This is a genomic window from Geitlerinema sp. CS-897, from assembly GCF_028368005.1.
Taxonomy (GTDB): domain Bacteria; phylum Cyanobacteriota; class Cyanobacteriia; order Cyanobacteriales; family Geitlerinemataceae; genus Baaleninema; species Baaleninema simplex.
Genome location: NZ_JAQNCQ010000095.1, coordinates 30811 through 42931 on the forward strand (window position 1 = coordinate 30811; position 12121 = coordinate 42931).

8 protein-coding genes are annotated in these 12121 nt (G+C 52.0%); 5 read left to right on the plus strand and 3 right to left on the minus strand.

Annotation, left to right across the window (positions count from 1 at the left end; translation table 11 throughout):
• Positions 1–4 precede the first annotated feature (4 nt).
• From POG22_RS05670 to POG22_RS05680, 3 genes are all read right to left on the minus strand, one after another.
• A complete protein-coding gene (locus POG22_RS05670; RefSeq protein WP_074170826.1) occupies positions 5–1585 on the minus strand; it encodes a DUF2142 domain-containing protein in 1581 nt (526 codons plus the stop codon).
• A 409-nt stretch (positions 1586–1994) separates the two neighbouring features.
• A complete protein-coding gene (locus tag POG22_RS05675; protein ID WP_223307418.1) occupies positions 1995–2576 on the minus strand; it encodes a class I SAM-dependent methyltransferase in 582 nt (193 codons plus the stop codon).
• An 86-nt stretch (positions 2577–2662) separates the two neighbouring features.
• Positions 2663–3901, minus strand: a complete 1239-nt coding sequence (locus POG22_RS05680; protein ID WP_498904087.1) for a glycosyltransferase family 2 protein — start codon at positions 3899–3901, stop codon at positions 2663–2665.
• 67 nt (positions 3902–3968) lie between these two features.
• On the opposite strand from POG22_RS05680, the gene POG22_RS05685 reads away from it, so the two are divergent.
• From POG22_RS05685 to trxB, 5 genes are all read left to right on the plus strand, one after another.
• Positions 3969–5207 carry a glycosyltransferase 87 family protein gene (locus POG22_RS05685; RefSeq protein WP_498904114.1) on the plus strand — a complete coding sequence of 413 codons (1239 nt, stop codon included), beginning with the start codon at positions 3969–3971 and terminating at the stop codon, positions 5205–5207.
• A 285-nt stretch (positions 5208–5492) separates the two neighbouring features.
• Positions 5493–8219: an alkaline phosphatase D family protein gene (locus POG22_RS05690; protein ID WP_498904088.1), complete on the plus strand. Its 2727-nt coding sequence runs from the start codon at positions 5493–5495 to the stop codon at positions 8217–8219.
• Positions 8216–8515: a hypothetical protein gene (locus POG22_RS05695; protein WP_498904090.1), complete on the plus strand. Its 300-nt coding sequence runs from the start codon at positions 8216–8218 to the stop codon at positions 8513–8515. The genes POG22_RS05690 and POG22_RS05695 overlap by 4 nt, the downstream gene beginning before the upstream one ends.
• Before the next feature lie 339 nt (positions 8516–8854).
• Entirely contained in the window at positions 8855–10111 is a 1257-nt protein-coding gene (gene sigC / locus POG22_RS05700; RefSeq protein WP_063715853.1) for an RNA polymerase sigma factor SigC, read from the plus strand.
• A gap of 156 nt (positions 10112–10267) precedes the next feature.
• The gene (gene trxB / locus POG22_RS05705; protein ID WP_063715852.1) at positions 10268–11653 is read left to right on the plus strand and encodes a thioredoxin-disulfide reductase; all 1386 of its coding nucleotides are present in this window, start codon (positions 10268–10270) and stop codon (positions 11651–11653) included.
• The last annotated feature ends 468 nt before the right edge of the window (positions 11654–12121 follow it).

The following is a 12121-nucleotide window of genomic DNA, read 5'->3' on the forward strand; positions in this document are numbered from 1 at the left end:
ACCTCTAACGACCCACGATCGACCCATAATAGCGATCGCACAACACCGCCAGCGTAATCGTACTCGAAAATAACACGAACCCGACCCAAAACCGAGGTAAACTCTTCGAGATCCTTCTCAAACGGCGATTGTAGAATAACAGTCCGATCGCTGGCGCGATGGGAATCCAATAGCGACCCTGTAACCCGCCGATCGTCTCGGCGCCGACGAAGTTCCACAAATACGCCAAACCGCACAACATTACCATACTGGATAACGCGCTGAGGGCGAAAACTCCCCGTTGCCAAAGCTTAAACCCCTTGTCTGCGGGATTCGGAAGCCAGGCTGCGATCGCCAACATTCCCCAATACAACGCCACCAACCATCTCGGTAGCGGCGCGTCCAACCACCCCAAAACTCCGATAAACTGATGTGCGTAATCGCCGCCAAACGTCGTCAGCGTCCGCATTACCGTCGCCGCAAACGCCAGCGGATGGGTTAAAACAAACTGAATTTGGTCGGAGGGGGACAGTTGCGGGTGAAGGGAAACGTAAATTCGAGAGACGACCTGCGACCACAGTACCACTGCGACACCAGAGGCCAGTGCGATCGCGCTGAAACTTCCCCAATAGCGTCGCCAACTTCCTACTTTTCGCCTCGGAATCGCCAGAAACAGCAACACTAGCGGGAAATACGCCAGTTTCGACAACGACAAGGCGATCGCCAACACTGCTAAAATCGCCAGATCGATCGAGGGATTTCGGTTTTCTTCAGTTTTTGTGACGTCTTGGAAGGACTGACCTCGTTTTGCAATTTCTCGAACTCTCGTCGGTTGGATTGAGGAACGACACTCAACATTCAAATCTTGTTGCAGTTGAGTTTCATGGATTTTTTCTGTTGTTTTTTCTTCTGTTTCATCGCCGATCGCCACCCGCAACACCAACCCCAAAAACGCGAAGGCGACACCGTTGGTTAACGCATCTAACGATAGCGACGACGCCAAAAACAGTGACATCGGCGTCAACGCCAACATCACCAAAAACCATTGATGAATTGGACTCCAGCGAATCCCCAAAAATACCAACCCCACCCACGCGGCTAAGTTCGCCAACCTCCCCGAATACATGAGTTTCAGTGGTGACAGGTTTGCAGCTTTGGCGATCGCAATTCCCAAGGCTTGGGGAAGATAGGGAATTGGTGAATGTAACGCCGTGGTTTTGAAATTTATAAAAACGCGATCTTGGGGATTTAGCGGTAAATCGAGAACGGCGAACAGTTCGTCAAGATTTTGTTTCTGGGTTTTGTCGAAGCGCAAATCGCGACTCGAGACGTTGCGAACGGTGGTTAACACGCTGTTGGGAAGGTTTCCCCCCAAACAAACCTCTGTCTCGAAATATTTGCTGTATCCGTAGCAATCTCCGGTTTGACGTTCGGCGACGAGATGTCCTTCTGCAATTTGAAAGGCGCGGTAAAAATGGAGATATTCGTCGGGAGATTGAAAGGGTGGGGTGAGAAATACAACGAACACCCCGAAGACGATAGCGATTGTGGTAAAAACCTGCTGCGGGGATTTTAGAATTCGGATGTTAGCGGTAGGATGCGTCATTTCTAAGATATCAACGCTTCAATTTAGAAAGCGGTAGGGTGCGTCAGATTTAAGGTATAAACTCTTGAATTTAAAAAGTTTCAGTCGGGTGCATCTCAAAAATGTAAATTCATCGAATTGGGCGCACTCAATTTCCAGATCCCCGGCATCTTGGAGATGCCGGGGATCTTATACCGGAAGTGCTAATCGGGAATTTTGCCACCCCAAACTGATGTTTTTGCAAAAGTGAGATGCACCCTTTCAGTCTGACGCACCGCACACCACGTTGTTTCTATCCCAACCCGTATCCCGTTTTATTTTTGTCAATTTACTCCTCAGCGGTGCGTCAGGTTGCGGAGATTTTTCGTTCGCTTTTCCGGTTTTCAAGTCTGACGCACCCTACGTTTTTTACTGACGTACCCTACAGAATTTATTGCCGATCGTTTCTTTGTAACCGCGCGATAAAATGCAAATTTGCATCGAAAATATAGCGAAAGGGAACGGGATATAAATCGAGTTTTCGTTTCGTGACTTCAGGAAACCATCCGAGTTCGCCGAAAACGATCTTCCACTGACTCGAAGAGAGATAATGATAAGGAAGTGCGACGCCGTAACTGCGATTTCCTACCCAATCCATGAACCGCAAACGAATTTCGTCGAACCTAGAATTACAATAGTGGTCTTTAATTAAAACTGCGTGTTTGGCGACGCGGGTACATTCTCCTAAAACCTGTTTGGGATCGTGGGTGTGGTGTAAGACATCGACCACCATCACGAAATCGAAACTGTTATCGGGATATGGAAGCGTTCTTCCGTCAAATTCACGGACGGGAATTGCAGTTTTCGGACGGACAAATACGTCTACCCCTTCTAATTTTACTGTCGGACGTAAGGTTTTCACTGCGACAGCCACTTCGCCGCTTCCACAGCCGACATCGAGTCCGGTGAGAGGTTGGTTTTCGGGTAATAGGTTCGCCAGATGCTTCGCTAAAACGCGAACTCGGCGATTCATGACGAGGGAACGATGAAGGGTTTGCATTGTGAGGAAAGGAGAAGAGAAGCGCGATCGCACTACCTATAAATTTTACGAACGGGAGTTTAGGAATTCTGACGGCGATCGCTTTGATATCGTTCGGACAGAACGGCGTAAAACAAGCCACTAAACAGCGTTTGTGCGCCGATTAGTATAAACACCATTCCCGTGACCGCCGGACGAATGGCGTAAAGCGGCCCGAAATCTGCATCGACCCAAGTTCGGACGATCGATAATTCGATCCCCAAGCCAATTCCAAACATCGCTAGAGAAAACAGAATGATTTTCTCGATACTAATGGATTTTACCACCCAATCCATCCGTTTCGATCGCCGTCGAATGCGATGGGTTAAGGTGTATAAATGTGCCAAGAGTCCAGTTAACAGCAATTCGTAACCCAACAAACAGGAGAGTGCAGACACCACGATCCAGTGGTCGTTAAACCGAAACTCTCCAATATAGACCGATTCTCCACCGGGAGCGAGGTTTAAAATTCCCGATAAAATTAATCCCAGAGAAATCAATAAAATCCCCGGAATCCAATAAACATACTTCGGTGCAAATAGCAAGATATATTTTAAATGCCGCCAGCCGTCCGACCAAGGACGCAAATGAGGTGCGCGATCGCGCCCGTCGGGATGGAGTGTAATCGGAACTTCACTCATTTTAAAGCCCAAAATTGCCGATTTGACCAGCATTTCGGAAGCAAATTCCATCCCTGGCGATTCCATTTCCAACTGTTGGAAGGCTGCTTTAGAAAAGGCTCGCATTCCCGAGTTTACATCAGAGAATTTCGAGTGATATAATAGGTTAACAATTGCCGTTAAAGCGGGCGTTCCAATGTGGCGGTTTTTCCAAGGCATTGCTCCCGGTATAATTTTTCCGTTTAGCCGCGTTCCGATGACGAGATCGTATCCCGTCATTAACTTTTGAACCATCGGAACCGCTTCGCGAAAATCGTAAGAATCGTCTGCATCTCCAATGACGATATAGTTTCCTTGCGCCGCGCGAACTCCCCAGGTTAAGGCTGCACCGTAGCCGCGAACGGGAACCTCTACGACTCTCGCGCCGAGGGATTTTGCTAACTCCTGAGAGCCATCAGTCGAACCGTTGTCCGCTACGACAATTTCTCCACGCAATCCCAAGCGATCGAGCGCCGTTTTCGCCTTCTCAATACAGATTTCTAACGTGCGAACTTCGTTCAAACAAGGAAGCACAAAAGACACTGCGATCGCTTCAGTTTGCGATCGCGATCGCGGAACGGAGTTCTCTTGTGCCGCGTCCTCTCGTGTCGTTGAATGCATGGGAGAAAGCCCAAAAACAGTAAAGCAATGCAAATATATATAAGGACTCGAGGATAGTTTGTCAATTGTGGCGGTGTTTTTTCAATCTTCAACCCGACGCGCGATCGCACTGATTGCACTCCAATTTTTACTTACGATCGGCGTAACCTATTGGATTTTCCCCCATTACGAGCGCTGGCACGCCTTCGATCTCCAACACTACCACAACATTTCGGTGTCGATTCGCCAGGGACTCGTCCCCTACCGAGATTTTCTGCTGGAGTATCCCCCCGCTTCCCTGATTCCGATTCTCCTTCCCCAACTCTTTTCCGGTCACGAACCCCTCGCATCCGGCGATTATGTGTTCGGCTTCGTGGCGGAAAATCTGGTATTTGCAGTTCTCCTCGCATTGGGATTGCTGGGAATCGCACCCCGTCGCGGCGTTTCTACCCTGACGAAATACACGTTGCTGGCGATGTTGCTGTCGCCGCTGCTTCCCTGGCGATACGACTTGTTTCCAACACTGTTAACGGTGGCGGCGGTATTGGCGGCGATGTCGGGATTCGCCGTCGGTTCGGGGATCGCGTTGGGGTTGGGAATCGCAGCGAAATTGTATCCCGTGGTTCTCGTTCCCGTGTTTTTCCTGTATTTCGTCGCCTCTCGTCGGGTGGGAACGGGGGTGAAACTTGGCGTCAGTGCGATCGCCACCACGCTTTTAACGTTTCTTCCCTTTTGGTGGCTGGCTCCCGATGACTTTACCTCGTTTTTGACATATCACAAAGATCGCGGTTTGCAAATCGAGAGCGTTTACGCCGGATTGGTGAGTTTGGGAGACGTTCTCGGCTTCACCGACGCCACCTCAGAAATGAACTACGGCGCACAACACCTGATTTCTCCCCTCTCCGAACCTCTGTTACAGCTTCAACCCTGGCTGTTCGTGGTGGCGATGGCGGCGGTGTATGGCTTGGCGTGGTGGCGGTTTCGGGAAGAGTCGCAGCGGTTTACAGAGATTTCCGTCGAAACTTTAGTGGTGTATTCGACGGCGGCGTTGTTGGCGTTTATGTTGACGAATAAGGTATTTTCGCCGCAGTATCTCATTTGGTTGTTGGCGTTTTTACCCTTGTTGCGCTGGCGGTTCGTGGCGGTGGCGGCGGTAAGTTTCGCCATGACGATGACATTTAGTTTTATCACCCGACAGTTGCGGTTGATGTATCCGCCGTCTGTGGTGTTGTTGAATTTGCGGAATTTCCTGTTATTGGGAGTGTTGCTGTGGCTGTTGGTGTCTTTCTCGCCGTTTCAATGGCGACAAAAGTTTCAACGAGATTGAAGAAAATGGCGATCGCTCGCGATCGCACCTTCAAGGTTTACTTCAATAAATATTGTATTTTACTGAGAAAGTTTCAGGCAATTTTTATCGAGCGAACGCGATCGCGCGGTACACTACCCTGCCAATCCTTGAAAAATTCGTTACAAAACTTGAATTGTTAGGGGCTAAAACTTGACGTTTTTTGACTTTTACTTGCAGATTTTTTTAACCCAGCATTAACCTAAGAACGCCTTCCCAAGCCGTAAAGTTAAGTCGATCGCGTCAGCGAAACGGAGTTTCAACGCCATGAGCTTACTGGACTTTATTCAAATCTACGGACTGAACGTCAACGACTTTCTCGCCGACTTGCGAAGCGAGACCAACGGTTCCCCCACACTCCCCAACGGTATCGCCTCCGGGGACACCGGCCAGACCAGTACAGTCCTGTGGACGCGCAGCACCGAACCCGATTTCGTGGCGATCGAATACTCCACCGACCCCAACTTTAACGAAATCCTCGGAACCCTATCTACCGAAGTCAGCGACCCGAACCAACCCGTCAAACTCGAACTCAGCGGACTGCAACCCAACACCACCTATTATTACCGCGTCACCGACAGCCAAGGAAGTTCCCAAACCGGCGAATTCGACACCGCCGCCGAACTCGGAACCTTCGACGGCTTGAAATTTGGCGTTTCTGGCGACTGGCGAGGCGAACTGTCTCCCTATCCCGCCATTACCAACGCCGACGATAAAGATCTCGACTTTTTCCTTCTCCACGGCGACACCATCTACGCCGACTTCCCCTCTCCCGCACTCAACAAACCCCAAGCCGAAACCCTCGAAGAATTTCGCCTCAAACACGCCGAAGTCTACGGCGATCGCTTCGGACGCAACACCTGGGAAGACCTTCGCGCCTCTACCAGCGTCTTCGCCACCATCGACGACCACGAAGTCACAAACGACTTTTCCGGCGGCGCACCTGCGTCAACCGATCCTCTCGGACGTTTCGGAACGGGAAGCGAACTCATCAACGACACGCCACTTTACGAGAACGGGTTGCAAGCCTTCCAAGAATACAACCCCATTGGCGACGAATTTTACAGCGAAACTGGCGACCCCCGCACTGCAGGCGAACGGAAACTCTACCGCAGTCAAACCTACGGAAGCGATGCAGCGGTGTTCGTTCTCGACGCGCGATCGTTCCGCGATCCCGCACTTCCCCAAGCCGACATTAACAATTTCACTGAAATCCTCGATTTTCTCTCGAACAGCTTCGACCCCAGCCGAACCATGTTAGGACGGGTGCAAGTCGAAGACCTCAAACGGGACTTACTGGCCGCCGACAATGCAGGCGTGACTTGGAAGTTCGTCATGGTTCCCGAACCCATGCAAAACCTGGGGTTAATTGCAGCCGGCGATCGCTTTGAAGGCTACGCCGCCGAACGCACCGAAATCCTCAACTTCATCGATACCAACGACATCGACAACGTGGTCTTCGTCGCGGCGGACATCCACGGAACTCTCGTTAACAACATCACTTATCAACTCAACCCTGGCGGCCCGCAAATTCCCACCAACGCCTTTGAAATTACCACGGGTTCCGTTGCCTTCGACGCGCCTTTCGGTCCGACGGTTATCGACCTGGCGGCAGATTTCGGCTTGCTTTCTGCCGAACAAGTCGCTCTGTTTAACGCCTTACCCCGTCAAGGCAAAGATGCGTTTGTCGAAGAACTGACGAATACCCAGTTAGAAACTCTCGGTTACGATCCCCTCGGGTTGCAAGGATCGCCGGTTGCGGCTCGACTGCTCCAAGGCGGTTACGTCGCCACCCAAACCTTTGGTTGGACCGAGTTCGAGATCGACTCCGAAACTCAGGAACTTCGCGTCACCACCTACGGCATCGATCCTTACACGGAAGCAGAACTCAATGCCAACCCCCAAGCGATCCGCGATCGCACCCCCGAGGTCTTGTCTGAATTCGTCGTGACCCCAGAACTCGACGGCGCGATCGCCCCTTCACCTTCCCCAGGTTTCGACAACCTCGTCGTCTTCGGCGACAGTCTCTCCGATGTCGGGAACGTCTTCGCCGCCACCAACGGAACGATGCCGCCCTCTCCCCCCTATTTTGAGGGACGTTTCTCTAACGGCGAACTCGTCATCGAACGCTTAGCCGACGCGATCGCTTTAGAGGCGTCCGTTCCTGCATTGCTCGGCGGCGACAATTTCGCCATCGGCGGTGCAGCTACGGGATTTGGCAACTCCGTCCTCGGATCGCCCAACGTCGGCGAACAAATTGCTCTATATTTGTCTGAAGACAGTCCCGACGCGGGAGATTTAGTCTATCTCTACGCCGGAAGCAACAATTTCATTCAAAGTCCGACGCCGATCGATCCCGCAAGTGTCGTCAGCGATCTCGCCGGTCATATCACCACGTTAGCCGAGGCGGGAGCGACGACCTTCATCGTACCGAATTTAGGGGATTTTAGCGGCTCGCCGTTCGTGCGATCGCTCGGACGCAGTCAGGAAATCAGTCAAGCACTCGATCGCTTTAACGAACTTCTCGATCCCGCTCTCGATACCTTAGAAGTCGAATTGAGCGTTGAGATCGTCGAGTTAGATTTTGCCCGCGTTTTCGACGAGATTCTCGAAAATCCCGCCGCTTTCGGAATTCTCAATACCACGGATTTCGCCCTCGACCCCCTGACGGGAACGGTCGTCCCCAACCCCGAAGTATATCTGTTTTGGGACGATTTCCACCCCTCCGCAACGGTCAACAAGATCGTCGCCGATGCCGTTGTTGAGGAATTGACCGACGCGTTCGTTCGATCTCGGCGCGATCGCAGCACCTCCACCTCAACAGTCTCGCACGCCGTTGTGGAAACTTGGGAATTTCCCCCCGTCCCTGATGGTGTCCCAGCCGACGAACCGTCGGCGATCTCTGGGAAATTTAGCTTCAACTGCGAGGTTTTGCAGGCGATGCCTCAACTCGAGATCGGTTCGTTCTGCAACACTACTGAGTTTTTTGTATGAAGATTTCACGTTCGAGACGCCGTTTGTGGCCGATGCGATCGCCGCCTTTTCTGAAGAAACCAGGGCGATCGAACACCCGTTCAGCTTCTAAAACCCTCTCGGCGATATTCATCCTTAAACTCCTCGTGATAGGGACGTTTTCAGCGACGTTCCTACCACGACTCGATCGCAGCGAACCTCGGGCGATCGAACCCAACCCCTCGACGACGGATTTCTCGAAGGTTTCTCACCGCCGTCTCGCCATTATCTTCGACAAGCTGTCTGTTATCTACGACACAAATTTTGTAAAACTTTAATCTATTTAAACTTTAGTAAAGAAACTTTAAAATTTCGACGAGCGATCGGGAACTCGGGTCGAGGGTGATGAAGATTAACACGGTGGTTTGACGCAAATCACTTTGCCAAGTTTAGGAACTCCCTATACTAATTTTAGTCCGTAAAACCATATGGATTTCGACAATTGAATCTCTGTTGGCGTCAAAGCTGTTACAGGCAATTGTCAGTTCGTTCATTGGGGGTTGTCATTGCACGCGAATCGATCGATATTTTCGACTCGGCATTGATAAGGTGCAACAGACAGAACGGAAATCACATCCACAGACCCCCGTTTACCTGGAGGGATTGAGACGAGTATTATGCCAGGAACGACTTCTTACACCCAATCTGATTACGACGATCGTCTTGTGACAGACGAATTAGAGGTACTGACGGCCGATACCGATGCCAAGGCGGACGAGGATACTCTCGATCGTGCCTCGGGCATGGAAGTCGAATACGCCGATGCTGACGAATTCGTTCGCACGAGTCGCACTACGACGGATTTAGTCCGTCTGTACTTACAGGAAATCGGGAAGGTGAACCTTCTCGGCCGCGACGAAGAAGTCTCTGAAGCGCAAAAAGTCCAACGCTACGTCAGTTTGTTAGAAGTACGTCAACAAGCGGCCGATCGCGGCGACGAACTCATGCAGCGTTGCGTTCGCTTGGTTTGCACGCGCGATCGCCTGACCTCTCAACTCGGCCACCGTCCGTCTCTCGAACGATGGGCCGGCGAAGCTGACCTCGAAGTCTCGAAGCTCAAACCGACCCTCTCGGCAGGGAAACGCCGCTGGGCGAAACTGGCCGGTTTGTCCCTTGAAGAACTCGAACAGGTTCAAGCCGAAGGGATTCGCGCTAAAGCTCACATGATCAAAGCCAACTTGCGCTTGGTCGTGTCCGTCGCCAAAAAATACCAAAAACGGGGCTTAGAACTCCTCGATTTAATTCAAGAAGGTACGATCGGCTTAGAGCGAGCCGTCGAAAAATTCGATCCCACCCGAGGATATCGGTTCAGTACCTATGCCTATTGGTGGATTCGCCAAGGGATTACCCGAGCGATCGCCACTCAAAGCCGCACGATTCGCCTTCCCGTTCACATCACCGAAAAACTCAACAAAATTAAAAAAGCTCAGCGTCAGTTCGCCCAAGACAACGGACGCACCCCCACCATCGACGACATCGCCAAAGAACTCGACATGACCTCCGACCAAATTCGCGAAGTCATGTTGCGCGTCCCGCGATCGATCTCCCTCGATGCCAAAGTCGGAAAAGAAAAAGACACCGAACTCGGCGAACTCCTCGAAACCGACGATGCCTCTCCCGAAGATCTGCTGATGCGCGAGTCCCTACAACGGGAACTCCAGCACCTCCTCGCCGATCTCAGCAGCCGCGAACGAGATGTCATTCGCTTGCGTTTCGGTTTGGGCGGCGAAACCCCCTACTCCCTCGCCGAAATCGGCCGCGCCCTCGAACTGTCTCGCGAACGGGTTCGTCAAATCGAAGCCAAAGCATTGCAAAAACTGCGTCAGCCCAAACGTCGAAACCGTGTTCGGGACTTCCTCGAGTCCCTCAGTTAAGCGTTTTAACCCCGCGATAAATTAGGGTAATTCTATCGACTCATTCAGGGGGCGGCCGGACGGTTGCCCCCGTTGCGTTCGGACTTCCTTTTTTGTGCAAATTATTGGTATAATGTCGTCACGTAGTCATAGTCATTATGATTTTATATAACTGCCATGAGTAACACCGTCGTCGAAAACTTAGTCATTATTGGTTCGGGGCCGGCCGGATATACCGCTGCCATCTACGCCGCCCGTGCCAACCTCAAACCCATCGTTTTCGAGGGCTACCAAATGGGAGGGATTCCCGGCGGCCAGTTGATGACGACCACCGAAGTCGAAAACTTCCCCGGATTTCCCGAGGGCATCACCGGCCCCCAACTGATGGATCGCATGAAAGCCCAAGCCGTGCGCTGGGGTGCCGAACTCTACACCGAAGACGTCACTGACGTCGATCTCAGCCAACGTCCCTTTACCGTACGTTCCGACGAACGGGAATTCAAAACCCACAGCATCGTCATCGCCACCGGTGCCACAGCCAAACGACTCGACCTTCCCCACGAACAAGACTTCTGGAACACGGGAATTTCTGCCTGTGCCATCTGCGACGGTGCGGCGCCCCAATTTAGAAAGGTCGAACTGGCGGTCATCGGCGGCGGCGACACGGCAGCAGAAGAAGCCGTCTTCCTGACGAAGTACGGCACTCACGTCCATATGCTGGTTCGTCGGGACGCGATGCGTGCCAGCAAAACCATGCAGGATCGGGTTCTCGAACATCCGAAAATTACCGTCCACTGGAACACCCAAGCCACAGACGTTTACGGTGAAAACGGCAAACTCCAGGGGTTGAACGTCGTCAACACCCAAACTGGCGAAGAGAGTCAGCTTCCCGTCCAGGGTCTGTTTTACGCGATCGGTCACACGCCGAACACACAAATTTTCCAAGGCCAGATCGAACTCGACGAGGTGGGATACGTTAAAACCCACAACGGTTCGGTCGAAACCAGCGTTGAAGGGGTGTACGCCGTAGGAGACGTGCAAGACCACGAATTCCGCCAAGCGGTGACTGCCGCCGGAAGTGGATGTATGGGGGCGATGTTAGCCGAGCGTTGGCTCTCGGAAAAAGGCTTGGTGACGGAGTTCCATCAAGAAGCCCAGGAAGCGACTACCGAACAGACGGAAACCCACGCCGAAGCGGATTCGGAAGAAACTTTCGATCCGGGCCAAACGCGACATCGCGGCAGCTATGCCCTGCGGAAACTGTATCACGAGAGCGATCGCCCGTTGGTGGTGAAATACGTCGCGCCCACTTGCGGCCCGTGCCATATGCTCAAAACCATTTTCGATCGCGTTGTCGACGAATTCGAGAATCGCATTCACTACGTCGAGATCGACATCGAAGACGATCCCGAAATTGCTGAAGCTGCTGGAGTCATCGGTACGCCGACGGTACAAATTTTTAAAGACAAAGCCAAAGTCACCGAACTCAAAGGTGTCAAACAGAAGAGCGAATACCGTCAAGCCATTTCCGACAGCTTGGAACGAGCAGCTTCGGTCTCTTAACTCCAATTTCAACCGCCCCCCTAGGGGCGATGCGTGACGCGGTAATATCAGATCGACCTGACTGCCGCGTCACGCATCCTACGGCTGCCTCCCCTCTCCCTTGCTTTCTAGCAAGGCTATGATTTTTCTGAGGGGGGGTCGAAAGCCAGAGAAGCCCCAGGATAGGGAGAAGTACGGCGGCATCCCCAACTCAAGGGAAGTCCTATTGCAAAATTGAATTGAGATGTACCCGCGAACAAGTCGCTGCACCGGAACACCGCAAGCCTTAGTGGTGCAGAAAACTTTTCCAGATCGGGGATTGACAAAACACACAAAATCTGAATTAAGACTCGAGCCAGATCCCCGGCATCTCCAACTCATCTCCAAGATGCCGGGGATCTCCGACAGCAATTTACCGATCTGGGATTTTGCTGCCAACCCTTTAATACGGCGATATCTTGTTTGCCAAGAGTTTCAGGACTTTGCTGC

What these genes read in the sequence shown, in the direction of transcription:
- trxB (WP_063715852.1), top strand. Translation starts at nt 10,268, where the DNA reads ATGAGTAACACCGTCGTCGAAAACTTAGTCATTATTGGTTCGGGGCCG.
- POG22_RS05675 (WP_223307418.1), bottom strand. Translation starts at nt 2,576, where the DNA reads ATGAATCGCCGAGTTCGCGTTTTAGCGAAGCATCTGGCGAACCTATTA.
- sigC (WP_063715853.1), top strand. Translation starts at nt 8,855, where the DNA reads ATGCCAGGAACGACTTCTTACACCCAATCTGATTACGACGATCGTCTT.
- POG22_RS05690 (WP_498904088.1), top strand. Translation starts at nt 5,493, where the DNA reads ATGAGCTTACTGGACTTTATTCAAATCTACGGACTGAACGTCAACGAC.
- POG22_RS05670 (WP_074170826.1), bottom strand. Translation starts at nt 1,585, where the DNA reads ATGACGCATCCTACCGCTAACATCCGAATTCTAAAATCCCCGCAGCAG.
- POG22_RS05680 (WP_498904087.1), bottom strand. Translation starts at nt 3,901, where the DNA reads ATGCATTCAACGACACGAGAGGACGCGGCACAAGAGAACTCCGTTCCG.
- POG22_RS05695 (WP_498904090.1), top strand. Translation starts at nt 8,216, where the DNA reads ATGAAGATTTCACGTTCGAGACGCCGTTTGTGGCCGATGCGATCGCCG.